The sequence below is a fragment of the Roseateles saccharophilus genome, assembly GCF_031458095.1.
Taxonomy (GTDB): domain Bacteria; phylum Pseudomonadota; class Gammaproteobacteria; order Burkholderiales; family Burkholderiaceae_C; genus Pelomonas; species Pelomonas saccharophila_A.
In genome coordinates this window covers 1,873,243-1,889,853 of record NZ_JAVDXU010000001.1, presented here as the reverse complement: position 1 = coordinate 1,889,853, position 16,611 = coordinate 1,873,243, and the positions used below count along the sequence as shown (strand labels likewise).

Below are 16,611 nucleotides of genomic sequence, written 5' to 3'. Positions count from 1 at the left end.
GACTCACCATGCACCCAGTTCGGTGCTGATTGCGACTTCGCAGTCGGGAAAGATTTCGAGCTTGGTCAGCTTCAGGCGCACGCCGACGACGCCGGGCAGGCTCATCAGGCGGTTGCAGAGCTTGCCCAGCAGGGCTTCGACGAGGTCGGTGTGCTCAGCCGTGCACTCGTCGATGATGGCCGTGCGCACGCGGCGGTAGTCCAGCACATGGCCGATGTCGGCGTCGCGCGCGACCACCGGCATGGCGCCCAGGTTGACCTCGGCATCGACCTGGATGGGCTGGGGCCCGGTGCGTTCGAAGTCGAGCACGCCCAGGTTGGCGCGGAAACGCAGGCCCTGCAGGTGGATGACCTGGCGGTTGTTGTAGCGCTGCGGCGCGGCGGCGACCTGCGGGCGCAGGGCCAGCTCGATCTGCTTGGCCGCCTGCACGCCATCGGCCAGGGCCGTCTGCACGCAGGGGTGCCAGCGGCGGCTGGCGTCGCCGGCGACGAAGGCGCGTTGGCGCGAGGCCTCGTCCAGCAATGCGAAGGCCGAGGGTTCGGGCTCGAAACCCAGCAGGGCGGCGACGTAATCAAAGCGCTCGCTGCCGACCGTGACGCCGCTGGCGTCCGGCAGCAGGGCCTCGGGCAGGGGCGTGGCCAGCTGCACGGTGATGTGCGGATGCGACTCGGCCTTCTCCGCCAGATGGACCTGGGCACGCCAGCTGCCGCGCGACCACACGGTGACCTGGTGGCCGCGCTCAGCCAGGAAGAGGGCGTTCTCGGCCGCGTTGTCGCCGGCACCCAGCAGCAGCACACGGCCGGGGGGCAGGCTCTCGCGGCGGGCCGTGAGCTGGGAGGCATCCAGCACACGCTCGTGTGGCACGGCGAAATAGCGCGCCGGGCGCAGCAGGCGCAGGCCGGTGGCGACGAGCAGGGCGCGGGCCTGCACATGCTCGCCGGTGGCCAGTTGCAGCGTCCAGCCCTCGGGCGTGTGGCGCGCGGATTCGGCCCGCGTGCCCAGGCGCAGCGTCATGCCGGGCGTGGCCTGGGCCTGGGCGGCGTAGTGCTGGCCCAGCGCCGCCAGGTGGGCGGCGGGCTCGCCCAGCACCCAGTCCTGGGCAAAGTCCAGGCCGGCCAGGGCGGCGCACAGACGGGGTTCGCGCTCGACCAGCAGGGTACTCATGCCCATCTGGCCCAGCCAGGACGCAGCGCTGCAGCCGGCAGGGCCGCCGCCGAGGATGGCTACGTCGATGGAAGTGGGGCTGGGCATGGGGCGGCCGGGGCAAAGCCGCGAATTATCCCAGGCGAGGCTATTTCCTGCTGAATCGCTTCCAGAGGCGCCACCCCAGCAGCGCGGCAAGGATCACGCCGTAGACGGCCGGCTCGGCGAAGTTGTGCTTGCCGGCGCGCATCCAGATGAAGTGCATCAGCGCGATGACGGAGATGGCGTAGATGGCCTTGTGCAGGGCTTGCCAGCGCTTGGCACCCAGGGCCTTGATGGCCCTGTTGAAGCTGGTGGCGGCCAGCGGCAGCATCAGCGCCCAGGCCGTGAAGCCCATCAGGATGAAGGGCCGCTTGGCGATGTCGGTGGCGATGACGGCGAAATCCAGGCCCTGGTCCAGCCAGCTGTAGGCCATCAGGTGCAGGGTCGCGTAGCTGAAGGTGAAGACGCCCAGCATGCGCCGGAACCTTGCGAGCGCGGCCAGCCCCGTCAGCTCGCGCAGCGGCGTGATGGCCAGCGTCAGCCACAGGCCGCGCAGCGTCCAGTCGCCCAGGCGGCGGATCAGGGCCTCGGCCGGGTTGGCACCGAGCTGGTTGGCGAAGGCGCCATAGACCAGCCAGGCCAGGGGGCCCAGGCAAAGCAGGAACAGCAGCACCTTCGCCGCTGGGTGCAGCAGCGCGCGCGTCAACGCCGCCTTCATCAGTAGTTGCGCTTCAGGTCCATGCCTGCGTAGAGCTGCCCGACCTGGGCCTCGTAGCCGTTGAACATCAGCGTCGGCCGCTTCTTGGCGAACAGGCCGTCCTCGCCGATGCGGCGTTCGCTGGCCTGGCTCCAGCGCGGGTGGGCCACATTGGGGTTCACATTGGAATAGAAGCCGTATTCCTGCTGGGCCGCCTTGGTCCAGCTCGACACGGGCTCCTTCTCGACGAAGCGGATCTTGACGATGCTCTTGGCCGACTTGAAGCCGTACTTCCAGGGCACCACGAGGCGCAGCGGCGCGCCGTTCTGGTTGGGCAGCACTTCGCCATACATGCCGAAGGCCAGCAGGGCCAGCGGGTGCATGGCCTCGTCGATGCGCAGGCCCTCGACATAGGGCCAGTCCAGCACGCCGGAACGCACGCCGGGCATCTGGGCCTTGTCGGCCAGCGTCGTGAACTCGACGTATTTGGCCTTGGACGTGGGCTGGGCCTGCTTGAGCAGCTCGCCCAGCGAATAGCCGACCCAGGGGATGACCATGCTCCAGCCCTCGACGCAGCGCAGCCGGTAGACGCGCTCTTCCATCGCGCTGAGCTTGAGCAGGGCGTCCAGGTCGTAGCGGCCGGGCTTGGCGCATTCACCCTCGATGCTGACCGTCCACGGCCGGGGCTTGAGGGTGTGGGCGTGGGCGGCCGGGTCGGACTTGTCGGTGCCGAATTCGTAGAAGTTGTTGTACGAGGTGGCGTCGGCGTAGCTGGTGACCTTGTCCATGACCAGGGCGCCGGGCACGGCCGAGTGGGCGCCTGGCAGCTTGGGCAGCTTGCCGCCGCCCGGCGCGGCCTGGGACAGGGCCAGCGGCGAGGTCGCGGCCAGACCCAGGCCGGCCAGGGCTGTGCGGCGGTTCAGGTAGACGCGGCGGGGCGTGATCTCGCTGGACAGGGGCTCGTGGGCGGCGGAGGTCTTGATCAGCATGGTGTGTGCGATACGGTGGGTCTGGCGGTTCGGTCGGCCAGGGATGGCCGGAACTTACACCGCCTGGCGCCGGGCCGTACGAGGCCCTGTGTAAACCTGAGTAGCGCCGTCCTTGACGGCCGCCGCCCGGCCGCCGAGCATGCCGCCATGCCTGCCACCCTGTCGGCGCCCGCTCCTGCACCTGCTCCCACGCGATGGCGCGACGCCAAGCGTTACGCCTGGCTGCTGTCGGGCCTGTTCCCGGGGCTGGCCTGGCTGAACGTCTGGCAGGCCGGCCGCAGCGGCGACGCCTTCTGGCTGTGGCTGCTGCCGGGCGTCATGTACACGCTGATCCCGCTGCTGGACACGTTGCTGGGCGAGGACCGCAGCAACCCGCCCGAGGCGCTGGTGCCCGCGCTCGAGGCCGACCGCTGGTACCTCGTCGTGCTGCTGGTCTTCGTGCCGCTGCAGTTCGGGCTGACGCTGCACGGCGCCTGGCTGGCCGTGCACGGCGGGTTGGGCTGGGTGGGCCTCGCGGGCCTGGTGGTGACGGTGGGGGGCATCAACGGGATCGCCATCAACACCGCCCACGAGCTGGGCCACAAACACGCCGCCTGGGAGCGCTGGCTGTCGCGCCTGGTGCTGGCGCCGGTGGCGTACGGCCATTTCTTCGTCGAGCACAACCGCGGCCACCACCGGCGCGTGGCCACGCCCGAGGACCCGGCCAGCGCCCGCCTGGGCGAGAGCTTCTGGGCCTTCCTGCCGCGCACGATGTGGGGCAGCCTGCATTCGGCCTGGCAGCTGGAGCGCGACCGCCTGACCGGCCGCGGCCATGGCCCCTGGCACTGGCGCAACCAATGCCTGCAAGCCTGGGCCATGACGGCGCTGCTCTACGCGGGCCTGGTCGCCTGGCTGGGTTGGGCGGTGCTGCCCTTCCTGCTCGTGCAGGCGTTCTACGGCGCCCAGCTGCTGGAGGTGGTGAACTACATCGAGCACTACGGCCTGCTACGCCAGCGCGGGCCCGACGGCCGCTACGAGCGCTGCGCGCCCGAGCACTCGTGGAACAGCAACCACCGCATGTCCAACCTGTTCCTGTACCACCTGCAACGCCACAGCGACCACCACGCCCATCCGGCGCGCCGCTACCAGGCTCTCAGGCATTTCGAAGAGGCGCCGCAGCTGCCCAGCGGCTATGCCGGCCTGCTGCTGGTGGCCTATGTGCCGCCGCTGTGGTTCCGGTTGATGGACCGCAGGGTGATGGCGCATTACGGCGGGGAGTTGGGGAGGGCAAATGTGCAGGAGGGGAAGAGGGGGAGGTTGGAGAAATGGTGGGGCAAGGGACGCGAAAGGTAAGGGCGACCGCGGCTCTAAGCGGTCGCACGCCTGTGCGATACCACGTGTGCACACGCCGCTCGACCCCCTTAGTGCGCTGTTATATGAACCGCTACGGTTCTGCACGAAGCTCGCGAACCAGCCCAGAACTCAGAACGTCATTGCCCGTTGGCGACAACCTTTGCGGCAACTTCGCGCAAAGACGTGCGTCGCCCGGTTTAGTCCTCACCGTCGCGCTTCGGCTCGAGCGATCTCAACCTCCGAATGCGTAGACGGATCTCTTCTTAGCGCCTCTGCGAAATGTCGTTTGGCATCATCTTTCTCTCCGCGGGCCTTGCACACCAGTCCCCAAGCGAGTTCAGCACGGGCGCCATTGACATCGTTTCGGCCTATTCGCTCAAGAACGGCATCGATCTCCAGGCCCGCAACTCGTGCTTGAGGTGACAGCGCCTCTGGTGTCTGCGCTGCAATTTCGAGAAACATGGCGTTGGCAGCAACGATATCCCCAAGAAGTGCGGTCGCAATCGCGACGGTAACGCGCATTCCGCGGGCCGAGGGGAACAGAGACAGTGCCTTGTTGGCGTCATCTCTGGCTGACACGAAGTCGCCCAACTTCAGACCTAGCGAAGCGCGCGCAGACCAAGTCATGAACATGCTGGGCTCGCGCTGCACCCCGATATCCAAGGCTGCCTTTGCACTAGCAAGGTCCCCCAGCCTCTCCAGCACCATCCCGCGCATTTGGTGATAAAGACCCTTGTCGGGATCAAGCGCGATGCCCTTGTTTATTTCTTCAAGTGCGTCTTTGTTGAGGCCTCGCTGCCATAAAGCGGCCGCATGCATGTATCGGGCCTCAGCATAGTCAGGATCAAGTCTGACCGCTCGTTCGATGTCTTTGAGCGAATCATCGGGTCGCGATCTAGTCCAGATGGTGCTCCGCCGGATCAGCGATTGAGCGGCCTGTTTGTTAGCCCCGTAGAGTTCGATAGCGCGCGAGTAGTCAGCCTCCGCTTGAGCCCAGTTTTGCATCCGCAAATGCATATCGCCGCGAAAGTTCAACGCCGCGGGTTCATTGGGGAGCAGGGCAATGACAGCATTGATCTCAATGATTGCACCTCCCCAATCAAACTGACTCGCGCGGATTCCTGCCGCATTCCAATGTTGCAGAGCGTCTGCCGGAACTCGCGCAGGCTCGGCAGCAGCAGCGACAGTTATGGCAATGCAGGTGACGGCGAGCAAGACTCGCGACTTGAATCTCCAAGATCTTCTCAAATGGGGTCTCCGTTTCTATAGGACAACGTTTTTTCGTGCCGCAGCCATTGCAGAGCTGACGTCGCGTTCAGGCACATCGCGCCGCCCTCATTGACGGAACATTAGACCGAAGCTTCCAAGAACTCACAGACTGGAGCGCCAGCGTATTCATTGTCAAAGTTCGCCTGTCAGGCGCCTCAGTTCAGTGGCCGCATCGCGTCGCTCGTGCTATCCAATCGATTCGGTAAACACACACTACCGCTTCGCACGAGAGCTGCCGCCACGGCGGCCCGAACTGCTTTTGGCCTGATGCCGCCGCCCCTCACCTGAAATCCCGACTCTCCGTCGGCAGCCTGCCCAGCAGCGGGTTGAGGTTGGTGAATCCCTGCGCCAGCAGATGCCGCACATCGCCATCCCCGCGCTGCCAGACGCCTTCCACGGCCAGCAGGCGCGCGCCGAGGATGGTGCCGCGGTGTTCTTCATAAACCTTGGGCCAGACGATGACCTGCACATTGCCGGTCTCGTCTTCCAGCGTGACGAAGAGGGTGCCCTTGGCCGTCTGCGGCTTTTGCCGCCCAGTGACGATGCCGCAGGCCTTGGCGCGGCGGCCGCTCTTGACGGCGTCGAGCTGCTGGGCGCTCAGCAGGCCCTCCTTGGCCAGGCGCGGACGTAGAAGGGCCAGCGGGTGGCGGCGCAGCGTCAGGCCGGTGGCAGCGTAGTCCCACAGCACTTCCTCGCCCTCGGCAGCGGCCGGTAGGGCGAGGTCGTCCTCGGGCAGCAGGCTGCCCTGCAGCAGTTCGGGCATGGCATGCAGGGCCGAGGCCTGCCAGACCTGCTGGCGGCGGTGGCCGGCGAGTGAGGTGAGGGCATCGGCGGCGGCGAGCTGCTGCATGTCCTGCTGGGTGAGGCGGGCGCGGAAGGCGAGGTCCTGCGGGTGGGCGAAATCGCCGTCGCGTGTACGGGCCTGCTCGATGCGGTCGGCCGCCTCGTCACCCAAGCCGCTGACCAGATGCAGCCCCAGGCGCACTGCCGGCTGGTGTTCGCCGTCGCGGTGCTCGAGGGTGCTGTACCTGTTGCTGTGGTTGACGTCGATGGCCCTCACCTCGACGTGATGGCGGCGTGCGTCCTGCACCAACTGGCTGGGTGTGTAGAAGCCCAGCGGCTGGGAGTTCAGCAGTGCACACAGGAAGGCCGCCGGCTCATGGCATTTGAGCCAGGAGCTGACATAGGTCAGCAGGGCAAAGCTGGCGGCATGGGACTCGGGGAAGCCGTAGGAGGAGAAGCCCTTGATCTGGCTGAAGATCTGCTCGGCGAAGGCGTCTTCGTAGCCGCGTTCCCGCATGCCCTTGATGACCTTGTCGTAGTACTTGTCGAGCACGCCGGGGCGCTTCCATGCCGCCATCGCGCGGCGCAGGCCATCGGCTTCGGTTGCAGTGAAACCGGCCGCGATCATGGCCACCTGCATGACCTGCTCCTGAAAGATGGGAACGCCGCAGGTGCGTTCGAGCGCTTCCTTCAGGGCCTCCTTCGGGTACTTGATGTCCTTGGGGTCCAGCGCGCGGTTCTTCAGGTAGGGATGCACCATGCCGCCTTCGATGGGGCCGGGCCGCACGATGGCCACCTCGACCACGAGGTCGTAGTACTTGCGTGGCTGCAGGCGCGGCAGCATCGACATCTGCGCTCGCGACTCGATCTGGAACACGCCGATGGTGTCGGCCTTGCAGATCATGTCGTAGGTGGCGGTGTCGTTGTCGGGGATGGTGAGGTCGATGGACGTGCCGCGCATCCGGTTGACGAGATCGAAGCAGCGCCGGATGGCACTGAGCATGCCCAGGGCCAACACGTCGACCTTCATCATCTTCAGCTCGTCGATGTCGTCCTTGTCCCATTCGATGACGCTGCGGTCCTTCATGGTCGCGTTCTCGATGGGCACGAGGCGCTCCAATGGCCCCTCGGTCAACACGAAGCCGCCCACGTGCTGGCTGAGGTGGCGCGGCAGGCCGTTGAGCTGGCGGCCCAGCGTGATGAGCTGCAGCAGGCGCGGGTCGTCCTCGGGTAGGCCGAGTTTTTGCAGCAGTTCGAGGCGGTGCTCCTCGGGCAGCACCTGGGTGGACCAGCCGCTGTGGTCCTGGCTCATCACATCGAGTTGTTCCTCCGTGAAGCCCAGCGCCTTGCCCACGTCTCGGATGGCGCTCTTGGGGCGGTAGCAGATGACGACGGCGGTCAGCGCGGCGCGGTCACGGCCGTACTTCTTGTAGAGGTGCTGGATGACCTCTTCGCGGCGCTCGTGCTCGAAGTCGACGTCGATGTCCGGCGGTTCGTTGCGCTCGCGGCTGATGAATCGTTCGAACAGCAAGGTGCTGCGGTCCGGGTCGACGGAGGTGACGTGCAGGCAGTAGCAAACGATGCTGTTGGCCGCTGAGCCGCGGCCCTGGCAGAGGATCTTGATGCTGCGTGCGAACTCCACGACCTCGCCAACCGTCAGGAAGTAGTGCTCGTAGCCCAGTTCCTCGATCAGCTCGAGTTCGTACTCGATGCGAGCTTTCCATTTGTCCGGCACACCGCCGAGGCCCTGCTTGTCCCAGGGCCAGCGCTTCTCGGCGCCGGCATAGGTCAGATTGCGCAGGTGCTGAGCGGCCGTGACGTCCGGTGGCACGACCTCGCTCGGATAGTGATAGCTGATCTCGCTGAGGCTGAACTCGCACCGCGCCGCCACCTGCAGTGTTTCGCGCATCAACGCTTCCGGATAGACCCGGGAGACTCGATAAGTGCTGCGCAGATGCTGCTCCGCGTTGGGCTGAAGGTCGAAGCCGCACTCGGCCACGGTGCGGCCCAGCCGCGTGGCCGTCATCACGTCCTGCAGGGCCTTGCGCGAGCGCACATGGAAGTGCACGTCGCCGGCGGCCACCAGGGGCAGGGCGGTTTGCTCGGACAGCGCCTGCAGGCGCTGCAGCCACAGCGCGTCGCTGGCCTCGCGCATCAGCTCGACGGCGATCCAGGCGCGGCCGGCGAAATGGCGCAGCACCCAATGCGCGGCCGGCGCCAGCTCGGCATCGGGGGCTTCGCGGGGCAGCACGAGCAGGGCCAGGCAATCACCCAGCTTCTCGGGCGCGAGCTGGCGCCAGTACAGGGTGTACTCGCCCTTGACCGGGCTGGCGCGGCGCAGCCGGGTGATGAACTGGCTGAGATTGCCGTAGCCATTGAGGTTCTGCGCGATCAGCACGAGCTTGAAGCGCGGCGTGCCGGCGTCGTCGCGGACGAGGAATTCGCTGCCGATCAGCAGCTTCATCAGTTGCGGTTGCTCGATGTCCTCGGTCGGCAGGCCAGCCTCTTTCGCCTCTTCCTTGAGGATGTGATGCGCCGCCTCGCGCATCTCCCGCAGCTGCTTGTGGGCGCGCACGACCCCGGCCAGCGAGCATTCGTCGGTGATGGCCAGGGCCTCGTAGCCCAGCTCGCAGGCGCGCTCGACCAGCTCCGCCGGCTCCGAGGCGCCGCGCAGGAAGCTGAAGGCCGACAGGCAGTGCAGCTCGGCGTAGCGCGGCAGCTCGCCACCTGAACCGGAGAACGGAGATGGCCAACCGCCATCGGCCGCTCGTCGCAGCTCGGCCTCCGAGTCAATGCCTTGCTGGCGCAGCATCGCCAGCCTTTCGTCGCGGTCTGACATGGGAGGCGTCATGCAAACACTCCATGAAGAAACCAGCCGGGAGCGGCGGATGCGGTCGATGAAGGCCGCTCGTGATAGACCCACAGCAGGCCGCGCGTGGCGCTGCGGTACACAAAGTAGTCGCGCGCCTGCATGCCGCTGGCGCCTTCCCACCAGCCCGCCTCGACGCGGTGCGGGCCGCTGACGAGGGTCAAGGCGCCGCAGTAGGTCGGCTGCTCGCGCGCATCGGAGCGCAGCGGCCGGGGCGGCTGCACGAGCCAGGTGGGTTGGGGGCCTGAGGGGCGGCGCGAGGCGGTGGCCGGTGGGGCCGGCCAGGCCCGCCAGCTCTGCATATGGTCGAGCCGGTGGTCCTCACGCAACCGACCCTCGCGCACGTGGTCGGCACCCAGGCGCACGGACAGCCGCTCCAGCAGCGCATTCGTCGTCGTGCGCTCGGCCGGGTCGGAGGGGCCGGGCAGCAAGCTGACGCTGCCTTCCTGCAAGGGCAGCACGGTGTCGGCACTGAGGCGGATCTCGCCGGCCGGGGCGGCCAGCTCGGTGCGGGCGAGGTGCTCGCCCAGCAGGCGCGTCAGACGAGGCAGGTCGCGTGTCGTGTCGGCGGTGGCAATGTCGATCTCGCCGCTGCTGGCCACGTCCCGCGCGCGCATGGCGTCGTGCTGCCAGGACAGGCGCAACGCGCGCACGCCGGCATGGCGAGCTGTGAGGAAGGCACAGAGCTGGCGCAGCAGCACCTCGGCAAAGTGCAGCAGCACCGGCGCATGCTCGACGCGATAAGGCAGTTCCAGCCGTGCGTCGAAGCGGTCGGGCAGGCTCAACCACTCGTGCACCTCGGGCAGGTCGCCATAGGCTTGGTCCAGTGCCATCAGCAGGGCCGGGCCGAAGCGCCGGGCCAGGGCCGGGCGCGGCAGCCGGCGCAACTCGCCCAGGCGTGTGCAGCCTAGGCGGGCCAGCATGGCGTGGTGGGCCTGGGCGGCGCTCAGGGCCGACAGCGGCAGGGCGTCCAGGCGTTCGCTCAGGCGGCCAGGGGTGGTGTCGGCACAGCGCGCCAGCGCCAGCGCACCCAGGGCCGTCTGTGCCCAGGCCATGTTGCCCAGGGCCAGCCCGGCCTGCGCTGCTTGCGCCTGCAATCGCTGGCGCAGCGCGCGGGCGCCGCGGAACAGCTTCAGGCTGGTGGACACCTCGGCCACGACGGCCTCCTCCAGCCGCGCGACGCGCGGCGTGAAGCTCAGCGCCAGCCAGCCCAGGGCGTCGCTGTCACCCGCGGGCGCATCAGGCCTGCAGCACAGGGCGAGCCAGCGCATGATGGCGCTCCATGGGAGGACTGACGGGTGTCGGGGTGGGTTCCGGCGCCGGCACAGGCAGGGGCTTGCGCTTGGCCGCCGTCAGCAGGGGCTCGACCTCGCCCGGCACGGCGGACAGCTGCAGCCAGCCCTCGTGCGCCGGGCCGCGGCGCTTGAGCAGGTGCACGTTCAGTTCCCAGCCTTCGCCGGGTTGCACGACCAGGCGCAGCGGCGCGGCCGAGGACTGCTGCTGGACGCGTTCGGGCCGCATCAGGAAGGCCGGGGCGTCGGAGCTCAGCGCATTGACCTGCAGGCGCCGGATCTGCTCCGGCTGCGTCTCGGGCAGCCAGGCCAGCATGGCCACGCGCGACTTGATGGCCTGCTCGGCGGCCCAGAGCGCCTGGGCCGGCGTGCCGGCCTCCACCCAGACCAGGGCCGCTGGCGGCAGGCCCAGAGCCTGCAGGCCCGGCAGATGCGGTGTGTGCGGCGGGTTGATCAACAGCAGCGAGCGCAGTGCCGGCGTGGCCGCGCGCCCGCGCCGGCTTGGCGTGGCCGCCGGCAGGGCCTGGGCCGCCCACCAGTCGCGCAGGGCCGGGGCCAGCAGCCGCCACTCCAGCACGCCGGGCTGAGGCGTCAGCAGCTCGGTGACGGCCCGCAGCGGCCAGCCGCCGCCGGGCAGTTCGGCGTCCAGGGCTGCGAAGCCGCTGGCCAGCGCCGGGTCGGCGGCGGTGCTCAGGCTGCTGCCGCGCCACAGTCGCCCCTGCAGACGGGCGTCGTCCAGCGGCAGGCGGCCGAGAGGCGGCGGAACAAGGGGGGCGGAAGTGGCGACGGAAGCGGGCGACATGGCCGGGAAGCACGGAGCGGGCGAGGGTCAGAGGGAAGGAACCGGAGCTTGGATGAGATCACAATGCTGTATTTATATCCAGTATTTTCCGCCTATCGACCGGCTCGAGCCGCTAGCATTTCACGCCTGCCCCGGAGAGCCGCCATGCAACTTGCCCCGTTGATCTGCGTTCGCGACGTGCCCGCCAGCAGCCGCTGGTATCAACGCCTGCTGGGTGCCCACAGCGGCCATGGCGGCGACGAGTACGAGCGCGTCAACGACGCCCAGGGGCGCCTGGTGCTGCAACTGCATCGCTGGGATGTCGGCCACGACCATGGGCCGCTGGGCGACCCGGCCCTGCCGCACGGCAACGGCGTGCTGCTGTGGTTCGAGCTGCCGGACTTCGACGCCGCGGTCGCGCGGGCCGAGGGCCTGGGCGTCGAGGTTGTCAGGCCGCGGCGCTGGAGCGAGAACGGCAACTGGGAGTTCTGGCTGCGCGACCCCGACGGTTATTCGGTGGTGCTGACCAGCCCCTTGCCCTGATGATGCGCCCCACCTTCCAGGAGATGCCTCGATGCCGATGAACGACTATCTGGTGCTGTCCCGCGGTCAATGGGATGCCGACGCCAGCCCGCAGGCTGTGCAGGCCGCCATCGATGCCTTCTATGTCTGGTACGAGCAGGGCCTGGCCCAGGGCCGGCTCAAGCCCGGCAGCCGCCTGGAGCCGGCTTGCCGCGTCGTCGCCAAGGGCGGACTCATCACCGATGGCCCGTTTGCCGAGACCAAGGAATGGGTCGGCGGCTACTGGTTCATCGTCGCCGAGACGCTGGAGCAGGCCGCGGCCATCGCGGCCGGGAACCCCTGCCTGCAGTTCGGCCTGACCATGGAAATCCGCCCGCTGGATCCCACCCTCGCCGACGTGAGGGTGGCGACCAACGAGACGCCTACGAGCTGGCGTTAAGAGAAGCCGTCGCCGTCGAAGTCCACCACGTCCTCGTCCCGCGCCAGCGTCGGCGGCGCGTCCTTGGGCTTCATGGCCTCCAACTGCTCGCGCAGCTTGGCGACCTGGTCCAGCCAGTAGTTGGGCGTGCCGAACCAGGGGAAGGCCAGCGGGAAAGCCGGGTCGCCCCAGCGCCGGGCCAGCCAGGCGCTGTGGTGGATCATGCGCATGGTGCGCAGCGGTTCGATAAGGCGCAGCTCGCGGTCGTCGAACTCGGCGATCTGCTCGTAGCCGTCCAGCACGGCGTTCAGCAACTGGCGAGCGGCGTCGGGCTCGCCGGGCAACAGCATCCATAGGTCCTGCACCACGGGACCGGTCACGGCATCGTCGAGGTCGACGAAATGCGGGCCGCGGTCGGGCGTCCACAGGATATTGCCGGGATGGCAGTCGCCATGCAGGCGGGTCAGCTGCAGGTCGGGCAGGCTGTCGAAGGCGGCCTGGATGGCGGCGATGCAGCGCTGGGCCGCGTCATCCCAGTTGGCCGCGATCTCGGGCGGGATGGCGTCGTTGGCCATCAGCCAGTCCCGGGCCGTCTGCGCCGGCTCGGCGCTCGCCCAGGCCAGACGCTCGGCGAAAGGTTTCTGGCGGCCCACACCGTGCAGGCGGGCCAGCAGGCGGCCGATCCAGCGCAGTACCTCGGGGTCTTCCAGCTCCGGCCCGCGGCCGCCCTGGCGCGGCGTGACGGCCAGGCGCTGGCCCTGGTAGTGAAAAAGAGTGGAGCCGCCTTCCAGCGGCCAAGGCGCGGCCACCGGCACCTCGGCCGCAGCCAGCTCGGCGGCGAAGGCATGCTCCTCCAGGATCTGCGCATCGCTCCAGCGCGCCGGCCGGTAGAACTTGGCCACGGCCGCACCGCCGTCCTCCAGATGCAGCATCAGCACGCGGTTCTCGAAGGAGTTGAGCTGCAGCAGCCGGCCATCGGCGCGCAGGCCGGCGGCCTCGAGGGCGTCGAGCATGAACTCCGGCGTCAGGTCGCCGAAGCTGAGGTCAGGAATCGCGTGGGGCATCCGGCGAGTGTCGCCGGTTGCGATCAGCCCCTGCGTGGGCGCTGAGTTGCGTAACGCGGCGCATCGACGACGACACCGACGATGTCGTCCATCATGGCCTCCTCGTCGGCGTCATCCAGCACCGGCAGGCTGCGCGGGTTGTAGCGTGCGGTGTCGAGGTTGCGCTGGGGCAGGCGGCGTTGCGGCTGCGGCGGAGCCGGTTGATGCGGCTGCGCGCGCGGGTAATGGCGGTCGCGCTCCCGCTCCCGATCCCCATAGCCGTCGTTGCTGCCGCCAAAGACGCCGGCGTCCTGCCACAGCGGCAGGGGTTGGGAGAACTGGCCCCAGTCGCTGCCGAATTCGTCCTCGCTGCCGCCCATGCGGCGTCGCGACGGAGGCGCCGTGCTGGCCGGCGCCGGCAGCGGGCCGCGCGAATTGCTGCTCTGCGGCACGAGGAGCTGCAGTTCGGCGACGCTGGGCAGCTGATCCATGGCGCAGCGCAGATAGCGCACGCGGCAGGCCGACAACACGGCATGCTTGATCTGCAGGCTGCGCGGCGTCACGCCGCGTTCGCCTTCCAGGTCGATGGCGGCCAGCACGCGGCCGTTGGGGCTGCAGACGGCGAAGGTGACATGGGAGGCGCCCAGCAGGTCGAACCAGTAACGGACCTCCTTGGCCTCGGTCGGCTGGCAAAAGCGCACCAGCGGCAGCTTGGACAGCACGACGTGATGGGGCAGGGCTTCGCGCAGCAGGCGGAAGACGCGCCGCTCGTCGGTCGTGAACACCGGTCGTGCTGTGAGTGACCACTCCGCCGGCAAGCCTTTATTGGCGTACGCAGGTCGGCGCAGCGCCCAGATCAGGCTGATGGCCAGACCCAGGACGCAAACAGCCAGCGCGGCGATCCAGTAGATGGCGTACGGCATATCCCTCAGGGAGGACGGCGGATGACGCCGACCTGTTGTTTCGCGGCGCAATGGACGGTCAATGTAAGCGCAACGTCCCCAAAAGACATTACTCGCTAGCCCCGATGCCCCCGGGCTAAGGGGTTGAAGGCGCTCGCAAACGACCGTCAGGCCGTCATTTATTCCTTGGCGGCGCGGCCCGAGGATTCGAAATGGGCTTTGACCTCGGCCACGCTGTCGACGAACTCGCTGAGCACCTGGGCCTGGCGCTTGAATTGGAAGTCCAGCTCGCCCAGATGACGCTCCAGTGCCTGTTCGACCTGCGAACCAAACGATTCCGGCGGCAGGCGCAGATAGGCCGCCGATTCGCCGCCGTCGCGCTCGACCAGAGCGCCGGCGGCCGCCGCGATGCGCAGCATGGGGCGGTTTTCGCTCAAGGCGTGGATGAAGAGGGTGTCGACGCCGCGGTTGCGGGCGTGCAGACCGGCGGCGTCGAAAAGCCGCCTGCCCAGGCCGCGGCTGCGCGACTGCGGCAGCACGGAGACGCCAAACTCGGCCATCGCCCGCTCGGGCTCGCCGCCGAGCAGCGGCTGGGCGTAGGCCAGATGGGCCAGGGCGATCAATTGCAAGCGGCGGTTGAAGATGCCCAGCACCTCGTCCCGGGCGAAATCGATGCTCAGCGCATATTTGCGGATCTGCTCGTCGGACGCCGGATAGCCGAAGCGCAGATAGCGGTCCTGGGGGTCGAGGGCCAGCAGGTGGTCGATGATGCGGCGCCGGTGGCGCCGGGCCAGGGAACGGATGGGCACCCAGGTCGACAGCCTCTCCAGCGCGGCGCGGGCGCTGGCCAGCGGGCCCGGGGCCTCCGTGGGTGGCGCAGCGGCCGGCGCATTCGGGTCAGGGCCGAATGCCGCCAGCTCGTGATCCCAGTCCGCCGTGAGTTCGGCGGGCGCATCAGGGATGGCGGGCGGGGGCTTGGGCATGGTGGGCCTGCGGGTATGACAAGGTTAACGCGTCGAGCCTTTCCAAACCACCGGCGGCGCTGGTACACTCGTGGGCTTTTCCGTCAAAAGGCTGCGGGAAAGATCCGTGTCGAGAGGCTGTGCAACAGACGCAGCACCGAGGCCGGCAGTATTCAGCCATCCATCGCCGGCTTCTTGATTTGAGGGGCCGGCACAGCGAAAGCTACTCTCATGAAGACCTTCAGCGCCAAGCCGGCCGAAGTGACGCACGAGTGGTTTGTGATTGACGCCACCGACAAGGTGCTCGGACGTGTTGCCAGCGAAGTGGCACTCCGTTTGCGCGGCAAGCACAAGGCCATCTACACGCCTCACGTCGACACCGGTGATTTCATCGTCATCGTCAATGCCGACAAGCTCCGTGTGACCGGCAACAAGGCCACCGACAAGGTGTACTACCGTCACAGCGGCTTCCCCGGCGGCATCTACGCCACGAAGTTCAAGGACATGCAAGCCAAGCACCCCGGCCGCGCGCTGGAGAAGGCCGTCAAGGGCATGCTGCCCAAGGGCCCGCTGGGTTACGCCATGGTCAAGAAGCTGAAGGTCTATGCAGGTCCCTCGCACCCGCACACCGCCCAGCAGCCCAAGGCTCTCGAGATCTAAGGAACGGCCATGATCGGAAATTGGAATTACGGTACTGGTCGCCGCAAGTCGTCGGTTGCTCGCGTCTTCATCAAGAAGGGCACGGGCCAGATCATCGTCAACGGCAAGTCCATCGACACCTACTTCGGTCGTCAGACCTCCATCATGATCGCCAAGCAGCCCCTGCTGCTGACGAACAATGGCGAGGCCTTCGACATCAAGGTGAACGTGCACGGTGGTGGCGAATCGGGTCAAGCCGGCGCCCTGCGCCTGGGCATCACCCGCGCGCTGATCGACTACGACGCAGCCCTGAAGCCCGAACTGAGCCGCGCCGGCTTCGTCACGCGTGACGCGCGTGAAGTCGAGCGTAAGAAGGTCGGTCTGCACGGTGCCCGTCGCCGCAAGCAGTTCTCCAAGCGTTAATTCATACGCTTTGGACACAAAAGGCCGCTCCCAAGCGGCCTTTTGTTTTTGCGCCGACAATCCCCATATTCGTCTCTGGACAGATTCACAGGAGCCCACGCCATGAGCGCCGTGCTTGATACCCCCGTCACCGACATTCCCGTGCCCCTGGTCTTCACCGACAGCGCCGCCGACAAGGTGCGCGACCTGGTGGCCGAGGAGGGCAACCCGGACCTGAAGCTGCGCGTCTTCGTGCAGGGCGGTGGCTGCTCCGGCTTCCAGTACGGCTTCACCTTCGACGAGGCCGTCAACGAAGACGACACGCAGATGCAGAAGAACGGCGTGACGCTGCTGATCGACTCGATGAGCCTGCAATACCTGATGGGCGCCGAGATCGACTACAAGGAAGACCTGCAGGGTGCCCAGTTCGTCATCAAGAACCCCAACGCCACGACCACTTGCGGCTGCGGTTCCAGCTTCTCGGTCTGAGCGTGCGCTGACCACCCCTCCAAAAAACCGCCTTCGG

Annotated in this window: 16 protein-coding genes and 1 pseudogene; 6 read left to right on the top strand and 11 right to left on the bottom strand. The window is 67.8% G+C overall.

From position 1 onward, the window contains the following. Window positions 1-3 precede the first annotated feature (3 nt). The 4 genes and pseudogenes from J2X20_RS08725 to msrP form a co-directional block, all read right to left on the bottom strand. Window positions 4-399, bottom strand: coding sequence for a dihydroneopterin aldolase (locus J2X20_RS08725; RefSeq protein WP_056203616.1), 396 nt, complete (start codon window positions 397-399; stop codon window positions 4-6). A 312-nt stretch (window positions 400-711) separates the two neighbouring features. After that, window positions 712-1,251, bottom strand: a pseudogene (locus J2X20_RS08720) (FAD-dependent oxidoreductase); the annotation flags it as partial. A gap of 40 nt (window positions 1,252-1,291) precedes the next feature. After that, window positions 1,292-1,903: a protein-methionine-sulfoxide reductase heme-binding subunit MsrQ gene (locus tag J2X20_RS08715; protein WP_310263433.1), complete on the bottom strand. Its 612-nt coding sequence runs from the start codon at window positions 1,901-1,903 to the stop codon at window positions 1,292-1,294. Beyond that, window positions 1,903-2,871, bottom strand: coding sequence for a protein-methionine-sulfoxide reductase catalytic subunit MsrP (gene msrP / locus J2X20_RS08710; protein WP_310263430.1), 969 nt, complete (start codon window positions 2,869-2,871; stop codon window positions 1,903-1,905). Before msrP ends, J2X20_RS08715 begins: the two co-directional genes overlap by 1 nt. A 147-nt stretch (window positions 2,872-3,018) precedes the next feature. Between msrP and J2X20_RS08705 the strand changes: the two genes are divergently transcribed. Further along, the gene (locus J2X20_RS08705) at window positions 3,019-4,203 is read left to right on the top strand and encodes an alkane 1-monooxygenase (RefSeq protein ID WP_310263428.1); all 1,185 of its coding nucleotides are present in this window, start codon (window positions 3,019-3,021) and stop codon (window positions 4,201-4,203) included. Window positions 4,204-4,407: 204 nt separating this feature from the next. Here the strand turns inward: J2X20_RS08705 and J2X20_RS08700 are convergent, their stop codons facing one another. The 4 genes from J2X20_RS08700 to imuA form a co-directional block, all read right to left on the bottom strand. Next, entirely contained in the window at window positions 4,408-5,418 is a 1,011-nt protein-coding gene (locus J2X20_RS08700) for a tetratricopeptide repeat protein (protein WP_310263425.1), read from the bottom strand. Window positions 5,419-5,752: 334 nt separating this feature from the next. After that, window positions 5,753-9,106 (bottom strand): error-prone DNA polymerase, encoded by a 3,354-nt coding sequence (locus J2X20_RS08695; protein ID WP_310263421.1) that lies wholly within the window; start codon window positions 9,104-9,106, stop codon window positions 5,753-5,755. Next, window positions 9,103-10,395: a Y-family DNA polymerase gene (locus tag J2X20_RS08690; protein WP_310263419.1), complete on the bottom strand. Its 1,293-nt coding sequence runs from the start codon at window positions 10,393-10,395 to the stop codon at window positions 9,103-9,105. The genes J2X20_RS08695 and J2X20_RS08690 overlap by 4 nt, the downstream gene beginning before the upstream one ends. Continuing rightward, window positions 10,364-11,218 carry a translesion DNA synthesis-associated protein ImuA gene (gene imuA, locus J2X20_RS08685; RefSeq protein ID WP_310263417.1) on the bottom strand — a complete coding sequence of 285 codons (855 nt, stop codon included), beginning with the start codon at window positions 11,216-11,218 and terminating at the stop codon, window positions 10,364-10,366. The genes J2X20_RS08690 and imuA overlap by 32 nt, the downstream gene beginning before the upstream one ends. Before the next feature lie 144 nt (window positions 11,219-11,362). Between imuA and J2X20_RS08680 the strand changes: the two genes are divergently transcribed. Both J2X20_RS08680 and J2X20_RS08675 read left to right on the top strand, forming a co-directional pair. Further along, window positions 11,363-11,740 (top strand): VOC family protein, encoded by a 378-nt coding sequence (locus tag J2X20_RS08680; RefSeq protein WP_310263415.1) that lies wholly within the window; start codon window positions 11,363-11,365, stop codon window positions 11,738-11,740. A 31-nt stretch (window positions 11,741-11,771) separates the two neighbouring features. Next, on the top strand, window positions 11,772-12,158 hold the full coding sequence (locus J2X20_RS08675) for a YciI family protein (protein WP_310263413.1): 387 nt from the start codon (window positions 11,772-11,774) through the stop codon (window positions 12,156-12,158). Here the strand turns inward: J2X20_RS08675 and J2X20_RS08670 are convergent. The 3 genes from J2X20_RS08670 to J2X20_RS08660 form a co-directional block, all read right to left on the bottom strand. Then, window positions 12,155-13,201, bottom strand: coding sequence for a serine/threonine protein kinase (locus J2X20_RS08670; protein WP_310263411.1), 1,047 nt, complete (start codon window positions 13,199-13,201; stop codon window positions 12,155-12,157). The two genes, J2X20_RS08675 and J2X20_RS08670, sit on opposite strands and share 4 nt — an antisense overlap. Before the next feature lie 23 nt (window positions 13,202-13,224). Then, the gene (locus J2X20_RS08665; RefSeq protein ID WP_310263410.1) at window positions 13,225-13,965 is read right to left on the bottom strand and encodes a DUF2726 domain-containing protein; all 741 of its coding nucleotides are present in this window, start codon (window positions 13,963-13,965) and stop codon (window positions 13,225-13,227) included. A gap of 296 nt (window positions 13,966-14,261) precedes the next feature. Beyond that, window positions 14,262-15,065: a GNAT family N-acetyltransferase gene (locus J2X20_RS08660; RefSeq protein WP_310263408.1), complete on the bottom strand. Its 804-nt coding sequence runs from the start codon at window positions 15,063-15,065 to the stop codon at window positions 14,262-14,264. 210 nt (window positions 15,066-15,275) lie between these two features. Between J2X20_RS08660 and rplM the strand changes: the two genes are divergently transcribed. From rplM to erpA, 3 genes are all read left to right on the top strand, one after another. Further along, the gene (gene rplM, locus J2X20_RS08655) at window positions 15,276-15,704 is read left to right on the top strand and encodes a 50S ribosomal protein L13 (RefSeq protein WP_119043837.1); all 429 of its coding nucleotides are present in this window, start codon (window positions 15,276-15,278) and stop codon (window positions 15,702-15,704) included. A 9-nt stretch (window positions 15,705-15,713) separates the two neighbouring features. Then, on the top strand, window positions 15,714-16,106 hold the full coding sequence (gene rpsI / locus J2X20_RS08650) for a 30S ribosomal protein S9 (protein WP_310263405.1): 393 nt from the start codon (window positions 15,714-15,716) through the stop codon (window positions 16,104-16,106). A gap of 102 nt (window positions 16,107-16,208) precedes the next feature. Continuing rightward, entirely contained in the window at window positions 16,209-16,574 is a 366-nt protein-coding gene (gene erpA / locus J2X20_RS08645; protein WP_310263403.1) for an iron-sulfur cluster insertion protein ErpA, read from the top strand. The last annotated feature ends 37 nt before the right edge of the window (window positions 16,575-16,611 follow it).